18 protein-coding genes are annotated in these 19,619 nt (G+C 66.0%); 5 read left to right on the top strand and 13 right to left on the bottom strand.

From position 1 onward, the window contains the following. Window positions 1-121: 121 nt before the first annotated feature. The gene (locus tag K2O50_RS12340) at window positions 122-1,276 is read left to right on the top strand and encodes a cysteine desulfurase family protein (RefSeq protein WP_050705133.1); all 1,155 of its coding nucleotides are present in this window, start codon (window positions 122-124) and stop codon (window positions 1,274-1,276) included. Window positions 1,277-1,738: 462 nt separating this feature from the next. Further along, complete coding sequence (locus K2O50_RS12335) at window positions 1,739-2,596, top strand: CAP domain-containing protein (protein WP_050705115.1); 858 nt, start codon at window positions 1,739-1,741, stop codon at window positions 2,594-2,596. Between the two features lie 41 nt (window positions 2,597-2,637). On the opposite strand, the gene K2O50_RS12330 is transcribed toward K2O50_RS12335, so the two are convergent. The 11 genes from K2O50_RS12330 to K2O50_RS12280 all read right to left on the bottom strand — a co-directional run bounded on the left by K2O50_RS12330 (window position 2,638) and on the right by K2O50_RS12280 (window position 13,838). Further along, the gene (locus tag K2O50_RS12330) at window positions 2,638-3,888 is read right to left on the bottom strand and encodes an OprD family porin (RefSeq protein ID WP_050705114.1); all 1,251 of its coding nucleotides are present in this window, start codon (window positions 3,886-3,888) and stop codon (window positions 2,638-2,640) included. Between the two features lie 192 nt (window positions 3,889-4,080). Further along, window positions 4,081-4,995 (bottom strand): catechol 1,2-dioxygenase, encoded by a 915-nt coding sequence (gene catA / locus K2O50_RS12325; RefSeq protein ID WP_050705113.1) that lies wholly within the window; start codon window positions 4,993-4,995, stop codon window positions 4,081-4,083. Between the two features lie 36 nt (window positions 4,996-5,031). Continuing rightward, on the bottom strand, window positions 5,032-5,322 hold the full coding sequence (gene catC, locus K2O50_RS12320) for a muconolactone Delta-isomerase (RefSeq protein ID WP_050705112.1): 291 nt from the start codon (window positions 5,320-5,322) through the stop codon (window positions 5,032-5,034). Window positions 5,323-5,338: 16 nt separating this feature from the next. After that, window positions 5,339-6,460, bottom strand: coding sequence for a muconate cycloisomerase family protein (locus K2O50_RS12315; RefSeq protein WP_050705111.1), 1,122 nt, complete (start codon window positions 6,458-6,460; stop codon window positions 5,339-5,341). A 29-nt stretch (window positions 6,461-6,489) separates the two neighbouring features. Continuing rightward, entirely contained in the window at window positions 6,490-7,824 is a 1,335-nt protein-coding gene (locus K2O50_RS12310) for an MFS transporter (RefSeq protein WP_050705110.1), read from the bottom strand. A 55-nt stretch (window positions 7,825-7,879) separates the two neighbouring features. Beyond that, complete coding sequence (locus K2O50_RS12305) at window positions 7,880-8,641, bottom strand: 1,6-dihydroxycyclohexa-2,4-diene-1-carboxylate dehydrogenase (protein WP_050705109.1); 762 nt, start codon at window positions 8,639-8,641, stop codon at window positions 7,880-7,882. 203 nt (window positions 8,642-8,844) lie between these two features. Continuing rightward, window positions 8,845-9,855, bottom strand: coding sequence for a benzoate 1,2-dioxygenase electron transfer component BenC (gene benC, locus K2O50_RS12300; RefSeq protein ID WP_050705108.1), 1,011 nt, complete (start codon window positions 9,853-9,855; stop codon window positions 8,845-8,847). A gap of 66 nt (window positions 9,856-9,921) precedes the next feature. After that, a complete protein-coding gene (benB, locus tag K2O50_RS12295; protein ID WP_050705107.1) occupies window positions 9,922-10,407 on the bottom strand; it encodes a benzoate 1,2-dioxygenase small subunit in 486 nt (161 codons plus the stop codon). Further along, the gene (benA, locus tag K2O50_RS12290) at window positions 10,404-11,762 is read right to left on the bottom strand and encodes a benzoate 1,2-dioxygenase large subunit (RefSeq protein WP_050705106.1); all 1,359 of its coding nucleotides are present in this window, start codon (window positions 11,760-11,762) and stop codon (window positions 10,404-10,406) included. Before benA ends, benB begins: the two co-directional genes overlap by 4 nt. Window positions 11,763-11,879: 117 nt before the next feature. Further along, window positions 11,880-12,680 (bottom strand): RHS repeat-associated core domain-containing protein, encoded by an 801-nt coding sequence (locus tag K2O50_RS26905; RefSeq protein WP_082337707.1) that lies wholly within the window; start codon window positions 12,678-12,680, stop codon window positions 11,880-11,882. Window positions 12,681-12,818: 138 nt separating this feature from the next. Then, window positions 12,819-13,838, bottom strand: a complete 1,020-nt coding sequence (locus K2O50_RS12280; RefSeq protein ID WP_050705105.1) for a LacI family DNA-binding transcriptional regulator — start codon at window positions 13,836-13,838, stop codon at window positions 12,819-12,821. A gap of 207 nt (window positions 13,839-14,045) precedes the next feature. On the opposite strand from K2O50_RS12280, the gene K2O50_RS12275 reads away from it, so the two are divergent. The 3 genes from K2O50_RS12275 to K2O50_RS12265 all read left to right on the top strand — a co-directional run bounded on the left by K2O50_RS12275 (window position 14,046) and on the right by K2O50_RS12265 (window position 16,457). Continuing rightward, window positions 14,046-14,585, top strand: a complete 540-nt coding sequence (locus tag K2O50_RS12275; RefSeq protein WP_050705104.1) for a gluconokinase — start codon at window positions 14,046-14,048, stop codon at window positions 14,583-14,585. Between the two features lie 114 nt (window positions 14,586-14,699). Beyond that, window positions 14,700-16,052: a GntP family permease gene (locus K2O50_RS12270; protein ID WP_050705103.1), complete on the top strand. Its 1,353-nt coding sequence runs from the start codon at window positions 14,700-14,702 to the stop codon at window positions 16,050-16,052. Between the two features lie 105 nt (window positions 16,053-16,157). After that, on the top strand, window positions 16,158-16,457 hold the full coding sequence (locus K2O50_RS12265; protein WP_220690019.1) for a hypothetical protein: 300 nt from the start codon (window positions 16,158-16,160) through the stop codon (window positions 16,455-16,457). A gap of 234 nt (window positions 16,458-16,691) precedes the next feature. Here the strand turns inward: K2O50_RS12265 and K2O50_RS12260 are convergent, their stop codons facing one another. Beyond that, a complete protein-coding gene (locus K2O50_RS12260) occupies window positions 16,692-18,119 on the bottom strand; it encodes a sigma-54 dependent transcriptional regulator (RefSeq protein ID WP_050705941.1) in 1,428 nt (475 codons plus the stop codon). Then, a complete protein-coding gene (locus tag K2O50_RS12255) occupies window positions 18,088-19,581 on the bottom strand; it encodes a HAMP domain-containing sensor histidine kinase (protein ID WP_050705942.1) in 1,494 nt (497 codons plus the stop codon). The genes K2O50_RS12260 and K2O50_RS12255 overlap by 32 nt, the downstream gene beginning before the upstream one ends. Window positions 19,582-19,619 lie beyond the last annotated feature (38 nt).

Below are 19,619 nucleotides of genomic sequence, written 5' to 3'. Positions count from 1 at the left end.
GAATCTTTTTCGAATATCGCCCTGGCATGGGAAAAAGAAAAAACATTCATATCGGCAATTGCCTAGGATGATGTCCATGGATGCCGACAGGCGGCGTCCACGCACGGACCCGCCCGCGATCATGCCCAGCACCCCGCTCTACTTCGATTACGCCGCCACCACTCCGGTCGATGACCGAGTCATTGCCGCCATGCTCACCTGCCTGGGCCGCGAAACCAACTTCGGCAATCCCGCTTCCAGCGGCCACTTCCATGGCCAGGCCGCCCGCGAGGCCGTCGAACAGGCCCGCCGCCAGGTGGCCGAGCAGGTCGGCGCCCAGCCAGACGATCTGGTCTGGACCTCCGGCGCCACCGAATCCAACAACCTGGCACTCAAGGGCATCGCCCAGGGCTTCGCAGAACCGGGGCACCTGCTGACCAGCCAGCTCGAACACAAGGCCATTCTCGACACCGCCACCGAACTGGAGCGCCAGGGTTGGACGGTGACCCGCCTGACGCCGGACGCCCATGGCCTGATCCAAGCCGAGGCCGTGCAGGCCGCGCTGCGCCCGGACACGCGCCTGGTGTCGCTGATGGCGGTGAACAACGAACTGGGCACCGTGACCGACTTCGCCCGCATCGGCGAGCTGGTCCGCGACCATGGCGCCCTGTTGCATGTGGACGCGGCGCAGGCGGTGGGTAAAGTCCGCATCGACCTGGCGCACCAGGCCGTCGACCTGATGTCGTTCTCGGCACACAAGGTCTACGGCCCCAAGGGCATCGGCGCCCTCTACGTCGGCCCCCGCGCCCGCCCGGCCATGCGTGCGCAGATGCACGGCGGCGGCCATGAGCGCGGCCTGCGCTCCGGCACCCTGGCCACCCACCAGATCGTCGGCATGGGTAGCGCCTTCGACCTGGCCGGCCAGCCCGGTGAGACGGAGTACCAGCGCCTGGAACAGCTCGCCCGACGCTTGCGCGACGGCCTGCTGGCCCTGCCCGGGGTCACCCTCAACGGCTGCCCGGTACAGCGCATTCCCCACACCCTCAACCTGTGCATCGACGCCAAGGGGTTCAACAGCCTAGCGCTTGCCGGCGAGCTGGCGCTGTCCACCACCTCGGCCTGCAATTCGGCGAGCAACGCCGCGTCCCACGTGCTGCTGGCCCTCGGCCTCGACGAGCGCCAGGCGCGCAACAGCGTGCGCCTGAGCCTCGGGCGCTACACCAGCGAGGCGGACGTGGACACGGCGCTGGCGGTGTTCGGCCGGGTGGTCGGGGCGGCGGCGGTGGCGCTCTGGTAGGTCACGCCGCTTTACCTGCAAATCAAAATGGCGCCGCTGACGCGCCACATCGCCGGCAAGCCGGCTCCCACAGATCAATGCATTCCCTGTAGGAGCCGGCTTGCCGGCGATGCGGGCCCACACAGCCCGCACAAACGTCAGAAATTCACAGGCCCCGAAACTTCACCAGCCTCGGGCCACCCTGGCTCAGTTACCCGCCATTGGCCGAGGCCCAGCAGCCTTGTCGGTCAGGTTCTCCACGTTGACTCACAAGGTCACGACCTTCTCACGCAGCTTTAAGCGGTAGCGCGCGTCAACCACGATCGCACTTTTTCGTCGACCAGCGGTCTATTCCCTCTTTTGCCAGTGCAATCGATTGCCAAGGCTCGCTTTTTCACACTGCACAGGGCCGGGCCAAAAGCCTTGCGCTTGTGTAGGATGGGCAGCGCAGATCCAGACGCTGCCAGTTACAGGGAGATCCACATGCGCGTCCCATCCGTTGCCTGCCTCCTCGGCCTGACGCTGGGCCTGCTTTGCGCGACCAGCGCCCAGGCCTTCACCGGTGAAGAGGCGCAACTGATCGATACGATCAACGTCTACCGCAGCCAGGCCCAGCGCTGTGGCGGCGAAGCCTCGCTGGAGCTGCCACCGCTCAACAGCGACACCCGCCTGGCGCTGTCGCCCGAAGGCACCCGCGACCTGCAGCAGGCCATGACCCGCGCCGCATACCCGATGGTCAACGTCCAGGCCATCAGCCTGTCCGGCCCGCGGGACGCCCAGGCGGCGATGAAGGCTGTCGAGGAGAGCTTCTGCCAGGTGGTGCTCGACCCGCAGTTCGTCGACATCGGCGTCAGCCAGGAGGGCCGCGACTGGCGCATCGTCCTGGCCCGGCCGCTGCTCAGCGCCCGCCTGGGCGACTGGCAGGCCGAAGGGCAGAAGCTGCTGCAGGAGATCAACGCCGCGCGCAAGCTGCCCCGCCAGTGCGGCGGCCAGCCCTACCCCGCCGCCCCGGCGCTGGCCTGGAACACGACCCTGGCGGGCGTCGCCGCCAACCACACCCGGGCCATGGCCAACCAGAACTTCTTCGACCATATCGACCGCGATAGCCGCACCCCGGGCGACCGGGCGGAGCTGGCCGGCTACCTGTACCGGCAGATCGGCGAAAACATCGCCGCCGGACGCGACACCGCGCGCAAGGTGGTCGATGGCTGGCTGGCAAGCCCAGGGCACTGCGCCACGCTGATGAACCCGGACTTCCGCGAGCTGGGGGCGGCGTATGCGGTGGATCCGAAGAGCGATGCCGGGATCTACTGGACAGGGTTGTTTGGCTCACCCCAATAGATTGGCTTGGGCAGGTGCATCGCCGTCTTGCCAGCGTATTGTCAGAATAGCTGCCAGGTGTACACCAGGATCAGGCGATTCTCGTCGATATCGCTGCGATAGTTCGAGCGCGCCATCGCGTTTCTCACGCGAATTCCCAGCCCCTTGAGCACCCCGCTCTGCACGGCGTAGCCCAGGTCGATGTCGCGCTCGCGATCCCGGCCCTCGAAGCCCTGCCCGGTATCGACATTGTCGCCGCTGATGTAGCGCACCGTCGCGGTCAACCCGGGGATGCCCAGGGCGGCGAAGTTATAGTCGTAGCGCAGCTGCCAGGAGCGCTCGTCGGTGTAGGCGAACTCGTAGGTCGGTACTTCGTTGCCCAGCGGCGAGATGTTGGCAAACACCCGGGGAAACGGGCTATCGCCGTAGATGCCCTGATAGCCAATATGAAAGCCGTGCCCGCCGCGCCGGGCGGTCAGCAGCGAGAAGAATGCCTGGTTGTCGATCCGCCCCAGCAGCGCGTCGCCCGCTTCGCGGGCGCTGAAGTAGCCGAGATTGGCGCTGAGCACCCAGTCGCCCACGGGCTTGCTGTGCTTGAGACCCACAAAACCCTGCCGGTAGATATCCTGCAATTGCCCGTACCACAGGCTTGCACTGCTTTGGCCGGCATTGAACCCGTAGTCGCCGCCCACATAGTCGAAGGCGTCGCTTTGTGCCTGGCGCATCGGCACATGGCCGAGCATGGCGCTCATCCTGTCATCGCCACCCTCGTTACGCAGGTGCGTGCTGCTCAAGTGGCCGGCCTGCACCGTCAGGCCCTCCAGCTCGGCGGAACTGAGGCTGATGCCCTGGTAGGTCGGCGGCAGCAGGCGAATATCGCTGAAGGTGAGGACCGGCAGGTTGGGTTGCAGCTCGCCCAGGCGCAGCTCGCTTTTCGACCAACGCGCCTTGAAGGTCGGTGCCAGGCGGCTGTACTCGCCTGCGGCGCGGCCATCGCCGTGTACCGGCAGCAGCCCGGTGTTGACCCGCTCGGGGCTGCTGTCCAGGCGGATGCCCAGCAGGCCCAGGGCATCCACGCCGAAACCGACGGAGCCGGGGGTATAGCCGGACTTGAAGTCGAGGATGAAGCCCTGGGCCCACTCTTCGGCCCGGGACTGCCGGTTGGCGCCGACGATGTCGCCGTAGTCGCGGCTGAAATAGTAGTTGCGCGCGCCGAGGCTGGCTTTGGCGTCTTCGAGGAAGCCGCCTTCGGCGGCCAGCAGGGAGGGGCTGAGCAGGGTCAGGCCCAGGACGACGCAAGGGGTGTGGTTCATTCCGAAGCTCTCTGATCTTGTTGTTATGTGATGAAGCGCTGGAACGGGGGTGAAACGCTGGTATGCCCTCCTCCTGGGCATGGCGAAGGCTGCGCCTTCGATCGCGGGGCAAGCTCGCTCCCACGCGGCCCTTGGCAAACCAAAGGGCCACGTTTTGAGCTGTGGGAGCGGACTTGCCCCGCGATAAGGCCCTCAGGCCTGCTGCAAGGCCCGTGGCCTTGCGCTGCGCTGCTCGGCCTCGCTGTCCTGCGCCTGCTGCAACTGGAAGTCGAAGGTCAGTTCGGCAACCCGCCCCTGCCCACTTTCGCGGAACACCACCTCGCCCACGAGCCCTTCACGGGTGGCATAGGCGAAGTCGTCCCACAGGTAGCGGTCGCCGGCGAGGTTGATCTGGGTGGTCAGGTGGCGATGCCCCTGTGCAGAGATGAAGAAGTGGATGTGCGCCGGGCGCTGGCCGTGGCGGCCAAGCCGGTCCAGGCATTCCTGGGTCGGCCCCTGTGGGTCGCAGCCGTAGCCCGACGGCACGATCGAGCGGGCACGGTAGCGGCCATCGGCGTCGGTGATGATGCGCCGACGCAGGTTGTAGGCGGACTGGCTCTGGTCGAAGAACGAGTAGGTGCCCCGGGTGTTGGCGTGCCACAGGTCGACCGTGGCGCCGGCCAGCGGCTGGCCCTGGGGGCCGAATACCTGCCCCTCGAGGAACATCACCGTGGCCACGCCCTCCTCGCTGCCATCGTCCATGCGCGCCTCGGCCTCGGTGATCGGCGCGCCCGCCACATACAGCGGGCCTTCGATGGTACGCGGGGTGCCACCGGCCAGGCCGGCCCGGGCATCCTTGGCGTCCTGCAGCAGGTCGAGGAAGTGCTCCAGACCCAACCCCGCCACCAACAGCCCGGCCTCGCCGCGCCCGCCCAGGCGGTTGAGGTAATCGACGGCGTACCAGAACTCGTCCTCGCTGATCTCCAGGTCTTCGATCAGGCGCGCGGCGTCCTGCAACACCCGCTGGACGATACGCTTGAGGCGCGGACTGCCGTTGTCGTTTTGCAGGCCCGCGGCCTCTTCAAAGAACTGCTGCACTTCAGGGGTATGGGAAATCTTCACGGTCATGATCAGGTACCTCTGGTTGTTCTTGTCTTGTGGAGTTCAGCGGTCGTCGGCATGGATCGACGAGGGGTGGCGGCACAGGCCAGCGACCTCGATGTCCATGTAGGGGAACAGCGGCAGTTGCAGCAGGGTGTCGTGCAGCGCCTCGACGCTGGGCACGTCGAACACGCTGTAGTTGGCGTAGTGGCCGGCGATGCGCCACAGGTGGCGCCAGGTGCCCTCGCGCTGCAGGCGCTGGGCCAGTTCCTTTTCATCAGCCATCAGTTGCGCGGCCTTGGCCGGGTCCATGTCGGCCGGCAGTTTCACGGTCATCTTCACGTGGAACAGCATGGTGTCTCTCCTTGTCTCAGCGGCGGGCGAAGCGCGACAGCTGCGCCTCATCCAGGGTCAGGCCCAGGCCGGGGGTGGCCGGAACGTGCAGGTGGAAATCGCGGTAGACCGGTGCTTCGCGGACGATGTCCTCGGTCAGCAGCAACGGGCCGAACAGCTCGGTGCCCCAGGTCAGCTGGCGCAGGGTGAGGAAGGCATGGGCCGAGGCCAGGGTGCCCACCGCCCCTTCGAGCATGGTCCCGCCATACAGGGCGATGCCGGCGGCCTCGGCGATCTGCGCGGTGCGCAGCATGGCGCGGGGGCCGCCGTTCTTGGCGATCTTCAGGGCGAAGACACTCGCCGCGCCCTCGGCGGCCAGGCTGAAGGCGTCCTCCACGCTCTCGATGGACTCGTCGGCCATGATCGGCGCCGGGCTGCGCTGGTTCAGGCGCACCTGGCCGCCCCGGTTGATGCGCGAGATCGGCTGCTCGACCAGGTCGATGCCGTTGTCGCCCAGCACCTGGCAGGCGCGGATCGCCTGGGACTCGTCCCAGTACTGGTTGACGTCGACCCGCACACTGGCGCGCTCGCCCAGTTCGCGCTTGATCGCCAGCACGTGCCTGAGATCTTGCTCCAGCGGATTGGCGCCGATCTTCAGCTTGAACAGCCGGTGACGCCGGATCTCCAGCATGTGCTCGGCTTCGGCGATATCCCGGGCGGTGTCGCCGCTGGCCAGGGTCCAGGCCACCTCCAGGCTGTCGCGTACCCGCCCGCCGAGCAGTTCGCTGACCGGCAGCCCCAGGCGCTTGCCCTGGGCGTCGAGCAAGGCGCTCTCGATCGCCGACTTGGCGAAGGTGTTGCCCTTGGCGAGCGTGTCCAGCCTGAGCATGGCGGCGTTGATGTTGCCCGCGGGCAGGCCGATCAGTGCCGGCGCCAGGTGCGCGTCGATATTGGCCTTGATGCCCTCGGGGCTTTCGTAGCCGTAGGCCAGGCCGCCGATGGTGGTGGCCTCGCCGATGCCTTCCACGCCGTCGCTGCAACGCAGGCGCAGGATCACCAGGGTCTGACGCTGCATCGTGTGCATGGCCAGCTTGTGCGGGCGAATGGTCGGCAGGTCGACGATGAGCGTCTCCAGCCGGTCGATGGTTGGGCGTGTCATGCAGGCTCCAGTTCAGTCAGGGTGGGAGTTCAGGCCGCTACGGCCAGGGCGTGGCGCCGGCCGCTGGCCAGGTGCACGGCCATGGCCAGCGCGGCGACGGCGCCGGGGATGGCGAAGGCGATGAAGTTCAGTTGCAGCGGCAGGTTGATGCCCATCAGCGCGCCGCCCAGCAGCGGCCCGACGATGGCGCCGTTGCGGCCGATGCCGGAGGCCCAGCCCAGGCCCGTGGCGCGCACCGAGAGGCCATACAGCTGGGCGGCCCCGGCATACAGCAGGATCTGCGTGCCGATGGTGGTGGCGCCGGCGATGAAGATCAGCAGGTACAGCACCGGCATCGGGCTGTTTACCCCCAGCAGGCTGATCGACAGCGCGGCGGCGAGGAAGAACGCCACCTTGACCTTGACCAGGTTGTAACGGTCGCCCAGCCAGCCGCCGAGAATCGCCCCGGCCATGCCGCCGAAGTTCAGCGCCAGCAGGAACGAAAGGCTCGAGCCGAGGCTGTAGCCGGCGCTGGCCATCAGCTTGGGCAGCCAGGAGCTGAGGGCGTAGACCATCAGCAGGCAGCAGAAGAACGCCAGCCACAGGGCCAGGGTGCGGATGGCCAGGCCGTTGCGGAACAGTTCGAGTACAGATGAGGCGTTGCCAGCTTCGCGGGGCAAGCCCGCTCCCACGACCAGTGTGTCGCGCTCGGTGACATCGCATGTCGGGTCGAGGCGCTTGAGCAGACTGCGAGCCTCTTCGGTACGGCCCTTGCGCACCAGGAAGCCGATGGACTCCGGCAGGTAGAACAGGATCACCGGAAGGAACAGCAGCGGCACGGCAGCGGCGAAGAACATCGATTCCCAGCCGAAACGCGGCAGCAGGAAAATGCCGATACCCGCCGAGAGCATGCCGCCCAGCGAGTAGCCGCTGAACATGATCGCCACCAGGGTGCTGCGCAGGCGCTTGGGCGCGTACTCGTTCATCAGCGCCACGGCGTTGGGCATCAGTCCGCCGCAGCCGAGTCCTGCAAAAAAGCGATAGAGGCCGAACTCGCTGGGGCTGCTGGCGAAGCCGTTGAGGATGGTCGCCCCCGAGAACAGCGCGAAGCACAGGGCGATGCCCTTCTTGCGCCCGATGCGGTCGGCCAGGCTGCCGAACGCCAGGGCGCCGAACATCATGCCGAACAGCGCGTAGCTGCCCAGGGCGCCGGCCTGTAGCGGAGTCAGCGCCCATTCCTGCATGATCACCGGCAGCACCACGCCGTAGATGAACAGGTCGTAGCCGTCGAAGATCAGCAGCAGGCCGCACCAGGCCATGACCATCCAGTGGAAGGGGGTGAAGCGGGCATTGGCGATGATCGCGTGGACGTCGAGTGTTCGCATGGCATCTGTCTCCGTTGTTCTTGTTGTGTGCAGAGAAACCTTGCCGGGGCGGCCTTCAGCCGAGGTCGCCACCGCCCACCGGCAGGGTCACGCCGGTGATGTACGAGGCCTCGTCAGAAGCCAGGAAGAGGATCGCGCCGACCTGCTCGTCGAGGCTGCCGTAGCGCTTCATCAGGCTGCTGGACAGGGTCTGGTCGACGATCTGCTGGTACCAGGCCCGCTCCTGGGCGCTCTGCTCGGCCTCGTTGCGGGGGATGCGTCGTGGTGGCGCCTCGGTGCCGCCGGGGGCGGTGGCGTTGACCCGAATACCGCGCCCGGCGGTCTCGAAGGCCAGGCACGCGGTGAGCGCGTTGACGCCGCCCTTGGCCGCGCCGTAGGGCACGCGGTTGACGCCGCGGGTGGCGATGGAAGAGACGTTGACGATGGCGCCGCTGCCGCGTTCGAGCATGTACGGCAGCGCGGCGTGGCAGCACCACAGGGTGGGGAACAGCGAGCGGCGTACCTCGGCCTCGATCTGTTCGACCTGGTAGTGCTCGAAGGGCTTGGCCCAGATCGTGCCGCCGACGTTGTTGACCAGGATGTCGAGGCGGCCGAAGGTCTCGACGGCGCGGGCCATGACCTGAGCGCAGTCGGCATGCCGTTCGAGGTCGGCGGTGAGGGTCAGCACGCCCTCGCCCGCCAGTTCGTGGACCAGCTCGGAGCGGTCCACCGCCACCACCTGCGCGCCCTCGGCCTTGAGCCGCCAGCACACGGCGCGGCCGATGCCTTGGGCGGCGCCGGTGACCAGGGCGACTTTGCCTTGGAATCGGTTGTTCATTTGAGTGTCCTGTTCAAGTCAAGATCGCCGGGAGGGCTGCGCCCTCCTTTCGCGGCACAAGGCCGCTCCTACAGGGACTGCGCGGCTGGTGTAGGAGCGGCCTTGTGCCGCGAAAGGGCCGCAACGCGGCCCCGGCGTTCTCGAAGCCAATGAAAAAAAGAGGCCACCCTCACCCGCACGATGCGGGCAGCCCCATAAAAGCTTCAGGCCGCCGCGGCGAACTTCTCGTAGTAGAAATTGGCCGGGGTGATGCCCTGCTCGCGGATGTACTGGCTGACCGCCTCGACCATCGGCGGCGGGCCGCACAGGTACACATCGACATCGCCGTCGTTGAGGTGGCGCGGCTCGATGTGCTGGGTGACGTAGCCCTTTTGCGGGTACTGGCTATCGGGGTTGGCCACACAGGCGCTGAAGGTGAAGTTGGGAATGCGCGTGGCCAGGGCTTGCAGGCGGTCCAGTTCGACCAGGTCGAAGTCATTGGTCACCCCGTAAACAAGGTGCAGCGGATGCGCGCTGCCCTGCTCGGCGATCTTCTCCAGCATTGCGGTGAATGGCGCGAGGCCCGTGCCGCCGGCCAGCAGCAGCAAGGGGCGCTGGATCGTCCGCAGGTAGAAACTGCCCAACGGGCCTGCCAGGCTCATGCTGTCACCAGCCTTGGCCAGTTGGGTGAGGAAGCTGCTCATCAACCCGCCCGGCACGTTGCGGATCAGGAAGCTGACTTCGCCGTCCTTGGGCAGCGAACTGAACGAGTAGGCGCGGCTCTGCTCGCTGCCCGGCACTTTGAGGTTGACGTACTGCCCCGGCAGGAACGCCAGGCGGCTGAGCGCCTCGCCCTTGATCGACAGGGCGATGGTGCTGGCCGACAGCTGGCGCACGTCGCTGATGGCCGCTTCAAAGCTGGCCTGCTCGGTCTTGCACACTTGCGACGAAGCCGGGATGCGCACCACGCAGTCGCTTTCGGCGCGCATCTGGCAGGTCAGCACGTACCCCTGGGCGATTTCCTCCGCGCTCAGGGCGTCCTCGATGAAGTTGTCGCCCAACGCGTATTGCCCGGACTCGGCCTTGCACTTGCAGGTGCCGCAGGCGCCGTCGCGGCAGTCCAGCGGGATGTTGATGCCCTGGCGGTAGGCGGCGTCGGCCACGGTCTCGTGGCCGGCGGCCTCGATGAAGCGGGTGACCCCGTCCTCGAAATTAAGTGCGATCTGGTAGCTCATGGTGCACCTCGCGGGCGAGCCTGGGCGCGGCGCGCCCTCAGGCACACCGACAGGCTCGGCGGTGAATCAGATGTGGTAGATGTCGATGACCTGGCGCACGTAGTCGTTCTTCAGGACCACCTTCTTGGCCTTGATCAGCGGCTGCTCGCCTTGCAGGTCGAGGGTGTAGAAGCTGGTGCCGAAGTAACTGTCGGTGGTCTTGTAGCGAAAGCTCAGGGTGTGCCAGTTGAAACGCACCTGGCAGCTGCCCTCGTCCACCGCGACGATCTCGATGTTGCTGAGGTTGTGCGAGGTGCGGGTGTCCGGGACCGTGGCGCTGGAGCGCTCGGTCTTGATGCGGAAAACCCGGTCCTCGAGACCGCCCCGGTTGCCGTACCAGATCAGCGAGATCTCGCTTTGCGGGTCCTCGGTCAGGGTGTCGTCGTCATCCCAAGAGGGCATCCAGAAGGTCGCGTCACAGGCGTACAGCTCCAGCCACTGGTCCCACTGGGCATCGTCCAGGTAGCGCGCCTCGCGGTAGAGGAAATCGCGCACGGTGTCATGCAGGCTCATTGCACGGCCTCCACGGGGATCAGCTGTTGTTCATCCTTCAGGGCCTGGACCATGGTGTCCTGCCAGTACTTGTGCTGCAGCACGAACAAGCCTTCATCTTCGGTGCGCACGCCCGACAGCAGCGGCTTGAGCGCGATCTCGCTGGCCGCCGCGTCGGGGCCTTCGATCCAGTGCTTGGCCCCCCGGGACATGTCGTTCCAACCGGCGCCGGCGCCGTAGCCGGTCTGGCAGGAGCGGAACTCCTCCAGGTCGTCCGGGGTGGCCATGCCGCTGACGTTGAAGAAGTCCTCGTACTGACGGATGCGTCGGGCGCGGGCCTCGGCGCTTTCACCCTTGGGCGCGATGCAGTAGATGGTGATCTCGGTCTTGTTCACCGAGATCGGTCGGGCCACGCGGATCTGCGAGCTGAACTGGTCCATCAGGTAGACGTTGGGGTACAGGCACAGGTTGCGTGAGTTCTCGATCATCCAGTCGGCGCGGGCCTGGCCGAAGTCAGCGGCCAGTTGCTCGCGTCGCTCATAGGCCGGGCGATCCTCGGGGTTGGCCCAGCGGGTCCAGAGCAGCAGGTGGCCGTGCTCGAAGGAGTAGAAACCGCCGCCCTGCTTGGCCCAGGCGCCGGCGCTCATGGTCTTGATCTCGTCGCCCGCCTCGCGCTGCTTGCGCTGGTTCTGGGTGGCGGCGTAGTTCCAGTGCACGGAGCTGACGTGATAGCCGTCGGCGCCGTTCTCGGCGGTGAGTTTCCAGTTGCCTTCGTAGATGTACGAACTTGCACCGCGCAGCACTTCCAGGCCCTCGGGCGACTGGTCGACGATCATGTCGATGATCTTCGCCGACTCGCCCAGGTGCTCGACCAGCGGCTTGACCTCGGCATTCAGGCTGCCGAACAGGAAGCCCCGGTACGACTCGAAACGGGCGACCTTGGTCAGGTCGTGGGAGCCGTCGCAGTTGAAGCTGTCGGGGTAGCCGGCGTTGCCCGGATCCTTGACCTTGAGCAGCTTGCCGCTGTTATTGAAGGTCCAGCCGTGAAACGGGCAGGTGTAGCTTGCCCGGTTGCCGCGCTTGTGCCGGCAAAGCATGGCGCCGCGGTGGCTGCAGGCGTTGAGGAAGGCATTGAGTTCCCCGTCCTTGTTGCGCGCGATGAAGATCGGCTGGCGCCCCATGGTCAGGGTGAGGAAATCGTTGTTGGCGGGGATCTGGCTTTCATGGGCCAGGTAGATCCAGTTGCCCTCGAAGATGTGCTTCATCTCCAGGTCGAACAGGCGCGGGTCGGTGAACATCTCCCGCTTGCAGCGGTAGACGCCCTTCTCCCGGTCATCCTCGAGCAAGGCATTGAGATAGTCGAATCCCAGGGACATGGCCAGGGCCTCCGTTGTTATTGTTCAGGCCGGGTCAGGTTAGGTCCCTGGGTGGGACGGGGATATCCGGATTGTGCAGAGTGCTATCCGTTTTGTGCAGGCAGATTCAGTAAATGCTCAACTCGCCTCCCTTACCTGTTGTCCAACCGCAGCGCTGGAGGGAGGCATAGCGGTTGTTGGAGCTTGTGGGCGCACAACGCCCCCAGCTTGCAGCGCCTGATCACCCGTGCCGTCGAACATCGGAGCTGATGGCATGTTGTTTGAAATGATCGACTCCACGGAGGTACGTCGCACAAACTCAACTACCGGTGGCGCAGTAGGTATATGTTCCGACTCCTGTGACGCACTCGAATGACGCCTGACGATCTCAGAGACTGGTGGCGCACTGGGCGTATAACCCGATGCAAGAGATGATAGGGAGTCACGCCGACTTAATTCATCGAAAGCCGGAGCAGTGGGGGTTGCGAGTACTCCCGCAGAGAACGTGGACACATTGTCGAGATCCCCCGACAGACTCCGATAACCCGTCAGGGCAGGCCTGGGTTCTGCTTTGCCCATCAGACCTTTAACCGATGATTTGACGCGATGCATGTGCCCGGACGGGTCTGTTCGATTGACGGGGTCGCCGGCACAGTATGCAAATCCGTTCAATCCTCCGGTCCCAAACGGACTGTAACTGTCTGGAGAGTTAAAGCGCATCAATACCGGGTTGTATCCTCGGTAGCCGTTTCCCAGCAGGTAGTGACCGCAAGGCAATTCGAATAACTGACCGTTGAACCTAGATAATGGCGCGCAAGGCAGGGACACTGAATTCAAACCGTAGACGGAGTATTCAAGGTCTACATTGCCTGAGTTAGAGCGGGTGGACGTCACTGTACCCTTGCTATCCAACTGCAATAAATAGGTTGTTGCCACCATGGCTCAGTCCCCCTGATATCTACTGGCAGCGTTGTCAGTCAGGAGGACGGACGCAACTGGCAAAATTATCAGGTGGGTACCGATTAAATGGGAAATCACCGATTTCCCATACGACAGTGCGGTCCAATGTTTACCGCCCTAAGAACTCTCCCGCACCATCAACTCGAACCCCAGGTCCTGCTGCCCGGTGGCCACCCGCTTGCCGTCGAGCAGCGCCAGCAGCGCCTGGGCCGCGCCGCGGCCGACCGCCGCGCGCGGGGTGCGGATCGAGGTCAGGCGCGGGACCATGTGCGCCGAGGCCGGCAGGTCGTTGAAGCCGACCATCGCCACCCGCCGCGGCACCTCGACTTCCTCGCGCAGCGCCTGCAGCACCGCGCCCTGGGCCAGGTCGTCGTTGCAGAAGAAGATGCCGTCGACATCCGGCGCCTTGGCCAGCAAGCGGCTGAACAGCGTGCCGCCCAGGCCGATGGAAGACGGCTGCGGATCGAGCATTTCCAGCTCGGGCGCCTGCAGGCCGGCCTCGGCCAGGGCCTGGCGGAAGCCCTCGGCGCGCTGCATCACCCGCGGGTCGAGCTGCGCGGCAATGAACCCCAGGCGCCGACGGCCCCGCTCGATCAGGTGGCGCGCTGCGGCGCGACCGGCCTCGTGTTGGGAGAAGCCCACCGACAGGGCATCGGCCTCGCCGCCCAGCTCCATCATATGCACGCACGGCACCCGGCTGGCGGCGAGCATCTGCCGCGAGGCGTCGCTGCGCTCGAAGCCGGTGAGCAGCATGCCGCACGGTTGGTAGGCCAGGTAGTTGCGGATCAGGTTCTCTTCCTCGGCAATATCGTAGTGATAGTTGCCGATCAGCACCTCCAGGCCACGAGGGCGCATCACCTCGTGGATGGCCTCGAGGGTGTCGATGAACAGCTGGTTGGACAGCGACGGGATCAACACCACCACCGACTGGCTGCGCGCCGAGGCCAGGGCGCGCGCCGCCGGGTTGGCGACGTAGCCGAGGCTGGCCGCCGCAGCCATGACCTTCTGCGCCAGTTCCGGCGCGACCGTGCTGACGCCACGCAGGGCGCGGGAGGCGGTGATGGGGGAAACCCCGGAAAGCCTGGCGACTTCCGCCAGGGTGGGACGACCGGTAGTGCGCGAGCCAGTGCGGGACATGAGTGTTGTAATTTTACCGCTTGCAGGAATGGGGAACGGTCACTAAGGTAGCGCTGTCTCTGAATGCAGGCAATGCAATCTTGGTAGCAGGCATGCGTTCAGCGTCCATACTGCCAAAGACAAGATCAATAACACCCGGGAGGGTGGCGCAAGACCTTCGGCTCGTCCCGACCGAGACAGCGCTATCTCACCCAGCAGGAGGTACAGATGAACCCTTCCCTGTCCGCGATCGTGGTCATGGGCGTAGCCGGCTGTGGTAAAAGCAGCGTCGGCGCCGCCATCGCCACCCGCAGCGGCGGCCGCCTGATCGAAGGCGATGCCTTCCACCCCGCCGCGAACATCGCCAAGATGAGTGCCGGCATTCCCCTGGACGACGACGACCGCGCCGGCTGGCTGGTGCGCCTGGGCCAGGAACTGCAACATACCCTGGCCGCCGGCGAGCGCCCGATCCTGACCTGCTCGGCCCTCAAGCGCCGCTACCGCGACACCCTGCGCCAGGCCGTGCCCGAACTGTGCTTCGTGTTCCTCGAACTGACCCCGCAGGAAGCGGAAAAGCGCGTGCTGGCCCGCCCAGGCCACTTCATGCCAGCCAGCCTGATCGACAGCCAGTTCGCCGCGCTGGAGCCGCCGCACGCCGAGCCCCTGACCCTGGCCCTGGATGCCACCCGCCCGCTGACGACGCTGGCCGAGGACGTGCACCAATGGCTAAAGCCTTGCGGTGAGCAGGCGCTGGCGCGGACTGCCTGATCCGGCGGTTTTTCCGGCTCACCAAAGACAGCGCTGTCTCCATGCTTCTCAAGACGCAATGACGCAAGACACGCGACACCAAAACAACAACGAAAAGACCGAGGTTCACGAACCATGTTCGGACTGGCTACCGATACCTTCCTGTTGCTCGACGCGATGGTCACCATCGTCGGGCTCATCCTGCTGATCACCCATTTCAAAGTTCACCCCTTCGTCGCCCTGACCCTGGCCGCAGGCTTTCTCGGCCTGACCTCCGGCATGCCGGTGGCCAAGGTGATGAAATCGTTCCAGGACGGCTTCGGCGGCGTGCTCGGCTTCGTCGGCATCGTCCTGGCGCTGGGCACCATGCTCGGCAAGCTGATGGCCGACTCCGGCGGCGCCGACCAGATCGCCCAGACCCTGATCCGCGCCTTCGGCAAGCAGAAGGTGCACTGGGCGATGATGTTCGCCGCCTTCCTGGTGGGCATCCCGCTGTTCTTCGAGATCGGCTTCGTGCTGCTGATCCCGCTGGTGTTCATCGTCGCCCGCCGCTCCGGCGTGTCGCTGGTGAAGATCGGCATCCCGCTGCTGGCGGGCCTTTCGGTGGTGCACGGCCTGGTGCCGCCGCACCCGGGGCCGCTGCTGGCGATCGGCATCTTCCACGCAGACATCGGCAAGACCATCTTCTACGGCCTGCTGGTGGCCCTGCCGACCGCGGTGATCGCCGGTCCCCTGTTCGGTAACTTCATCTCGCGCTACATCCCGGGCAACCCGTCCCAGGAGCTGATGGACCAGATCGCCCGCGAGTCGAACCAGCAGAACCTGCCGAGCTTCAGCGTGACCCTGATCACCGTGCTGCTGCCGGTGGTGCTGATGCTGCTGAAAACCTTCGCCGACGTGGTATTGCCGGCCGAGCACATCGTGCGCCAGTGGATGGACCTGATCGGCCACCCGATCACCGCCCTGCTCGCCGCCTTGCTGCTGGCCTTCTACACCTTCGGCTCGGCCCGCGGCTTCAACCGCCAGCAGATCATGAAGATGCTCGACCAGAGCCTGGCGCCCACCGCCGCCATCGTGCTGATCGTCGGCGCCGGCGGCGGCTTCAAGCAGATGCTGGTGGACACCGGCGTCGGCAACGTGATCGGGCAGATGGCGGTGCAGGCCGAGATCTCGCCGATCCTGCTGGCCTGGCTGGTGGCGGCGGTGATCCGCATCGCCACCGGCTCCGCCACCGTGGCCACCATCACCGGCGCCGGCATCGTCGCCCCGGTGATCGATCTGGTGCCGGGGGTCAACCGTGAGCTGCTGGTGCTGGCCACCGGCGCCGGTTCCTTGATCCTGTCCCACGTCAACGACGCCGGGTTCTGGCTGGTCAAGCAGTACTTCAACATGACCGTGGCCGAGACCTTCAAGACCTGGAGCATGATGGAGACCATCCTCTCGGTGGTCGGCATCATCTTCATCATGCTGCTGTCGATGGTGGTGTGACCATTGGTCGCCGTCATGGCACCTTGCTGACGGGTCACAGGCCCAAGTGAGACAGAGGCCCTGCGCAGGCAGGGCCGCTTTCTCCGTCGCAAAGGAGCCTGCCCCATGAAACACGCCTTCCTCCTCGCCGCCCTGCTCGCCTCGCCCCTGGCCCTGGCCGCCGGTACCGGCGCCACCTACCCTGACGATCCGCACAATCCGGCGCCACAGCCGGGGGTCGACAGCACCCTCAACCCGATCGAGAAGCCCATGCCACGGGACACCGACCCGCGGATCAAGGGTAATGACCCGGACAGCCCGCCAGCCGAGCAGAACGATGATCGTGATCTGCCGGGGATGGGGGGTAGTGGGTCGGAGGGGATGGGGCGTGACGGTGGTGGGTCAGGGACTGGCGGGAAACCTTGAGCCCATAACGCTACTCGGTCCCTGTAGGAGATCGCCCCGCACTTCGGGCTGCGCTGTCGCGCAGGGAACAGGGTTGCCAGCATCAACAGCGTGGGAGCGGGCTTGCCCCGCGATGCGGTGTATGGCACCGGCATAGCCGGTGATCCGGGCGGTGCGGCGTTCCGACAAGCCCGCTCCCACGTTTCCCCAGTTAAATCAAGAAATTAAGTTTTTTCCATGAGAGCGCAGGGCTGGTCACCACTGGCGCTTGTCCGGGCGGGTCAGGCCGAGTTTCTCGATCTTGTAGCGCAGCATGTCCCGCGACAGCCCCAGCAAACGCGCCGACTTGGTGACGTTCCAGTCGGTGCGATCAAGCGTGCGGCAGACCATGTCGCGCTCCATGTCCGGCAGGCTGGCGGCGCTCGGGGGCTCGTGGCGCGGCGCTTCGAATGCCAGGACCTGCGCCGGTTGCGCCTGTGGCTCGTCGACCAGGGTCAGACACAGGTTCAGCTGATGGGCGCCGATCACCTCGCTGGGCGCCAGCAGCACCGTCTGCTCGAGCATGTTGCGCAACTCGCGCACGTTGCCCGGCCAGCCGTAGCCCAGCATCAGCGCTTCGGCCTCGGCCGAGAAGCGCAGGTTGGGCTTGCCGTAGCGCCGCCCGTGGTGGGCCAGGAAATGCCGGGCCAGGCGCAGGATATCCTGCCCGCGCGCGTGCAGGCGCGGCACCTTGAGGACGATGATGCGCAGGCGGAAGAACAGGTCGCGGCGGAACTTGCCCTGCTGGACCATCTGCTCGAGGTTGCAGTTGGTGGCGCTGATCACCCGCAGGTCGACCTTGCGCTCCTTGACCGCGCCGATGCGGCGGATGGTGCGATCCTCCAGCAGCTTGAGCAGCTTGGCCTGCAGCACCAGGTCCATCTCGCCGATCTCGTCGAGGAACAAGGTGCCGCCGTCGGCCGCCTCGACCAGGCCTACACGGCGCTCCTTGGCATCGGTGAAGGCACCCTTTTCATGACCGAACAGCTCGGCCTCCAGCAAGTTGGCGGGGATCGAGGCGCAGTTGAACTCGATAAACGGTCCCTTGGCCCGGCTGCCGTCGAAATGCAGGGCGCGGGCCACCAGTTCCTTGCCGGTGCCGGTCTCGCCCTCGACCAGTACTGGCGGCAGGTCGCCGCTGGCCATGCGCTGCTCGGCTTCGAGCAGCTGGCGCAGGGTGTGCTTGAGCTCGAGCATGGCCGGCGACTCGCCGATCAGCGCCTGCAGTCCGGACTTCTGCGCCTCGCGCTCCTGGTAGAACGACAGCGTGCGCTCCATGCGCTCGGCGGCCAGGGCCTTGTCCAGCATCAGTTTGAGCTCGGCCAGCACCACCGGCTTGGTCAGGTAGTGGAATGCCCCCTCCTTCATGGCCAGCACGGCGTCCTCGACGTTGCCGTAGCCGGTCATCATGATCACCTTGAGCTCCGGCGCCTGTGCCACCAGCGTGCGCAGCAGGTCGTGGCCGCTCATGCCGGGCAGCGAGTTGTCGGTCAGCACGGCGTCCGGCTGGGCGCGCTTGATCTGCTCCAACGCCAGCTCCGCGCTGTGGCACACCGTGACCTCGAAGCCTTTCAGGCTCAGGTAGGTGCGAATGTTATCGGCAAGGATTTCATCATCCTCGACCACCAGGATGCTGTGCTCCATGGTCCCCTCCCGCTGCAATGTTGAAAGTCAGGCTGACGCGGGTTCCTTCCTCTTCGCGGCTGGTCAGTTCGACCGCGCCGCCAAAGCGTTCCATGATCCGCTTGACCAGGGCCAGGCCGACACCCAGCCCGCCCTGCTTGGTGGTGAAGAACGGCTTGAACACCATGCGCCGCTGCTGCTCGCTCATGCCCTTGCCGGTGTCGCTGAGCTGCAGCTGGGCCTGCTGGCCTTCCAGCTGGCGCACCTCGGCGCGCAGCTCGCCGCCCTGGGGCATAGCCTCCAGGGCGTTGGCGAACAGGCTGTTGAGGATCTGCGTCAGTTGCAGCGGCTGGCTGGCCACCCATTGCGCTGGCGGCCCATCGAAGGCGAAGCGCACGCCGTTGCGCTCGATCTGCGGGGCGAAGGTCTGGCGCGCATCCTCGATGGCCGCCACCAGGTCCACCGATTCGGGCTCGTCGCTGGCCGGGCGCAACGATACCAGCAGGTCGCGGACCCAGCGCGACATGCGGTCGACCTGGGTAATGATATCGCCGATGTTCTTCTGCGCCGCCGGGCTGGCGATGTCCTGCGCCAGTTCCGCGCTGGAGCGGATGTTGGCCAACGGGTTGCGCAGGCTGTGGGCCACCGCCGAGGACATCTCGCCCAGGGCCACGTAGGTCTCGCTGGCCACCAGGCGGTCCTGCTGGTGGTGCAGCAGGCTGGCGGCGCGGCGCACGATCCAGAACAGGCCGAAGTAGATCAGCGCCCCGCCGACCAGGGTCGAGGCCCAGATCAGCACATAGCCGCGCTGGATGCGCCGCACCAGGTCCTGGGGTTCCTTGTAGATCTCGACCATCGCCAGTACCTGCTCGCCCTGACTGTCGAACAGCGGGATGTAGTTCTCGATGAACAGGTGCCGGGGCTCGCGCTGGAACTTCTGCTCCTCGCGATCCTCGTCGGCCTTGTGGTAGCTGGCCGATACCGACTGGCGCGAATGGAAGGCATGCTCCAGGTCGTCGTCCTCGTCGATGCGCTTGCCGATCAGGTTGGGGTTGGTCGACCAGACCACCAGGCGGTCGCGGGCATAGACATTGGCCAGCAGGGTGTCGGGCAGGTGTTCGACGTGGTCGAGGAATTCGACCCGGGTCGACTCGGCCAGTTGCGGGGTGAACTGCAGGTGCTGCTGGTCCAGGCGCGGGTCGAGCAGCTCGCCCATGGTGATGCCCGGCGGCAGCTGCGAATGGCGCACCTCGGCCTGGGCCATGGCCTGGATGAACTGGGCGGTGAGCATGGCGTCGCGCTCGACGCTGTCACGCACCACGAAACGCGTCGAGACATATCCCAGCCCGCCGGCGACCGAGGCGATGATCAGCAGGCTGACCAGCGAGAACCAGCGCAGCAAGTTGAACTCGCGCAGCGGCGCGGCCAGCCCGGTGGCGGAAGCGCCGGGCTTGTCGGGGGCATCGTTTTCGAGCGTCTGCATCGCGTCGCTCCCGCCTGGGGGCCGATGAGGGCTATCGG

Origin of the sequence: Pseudomonas sp. 2hn (genome assembly GCF_019646095.1) — a bacterium.
GTDB lineage: Bacteria > Pseudomonadota > Gammaproteobacteria > Pseudomonadales > Pseudomonadaceae > Aquipseudomonas > Aquipseudomonas peradeniyensis.
Note: the sequence above shows the minus strand (reverse complement) of the source record. Positions and strands in the feature narration are given on the sequence as shown.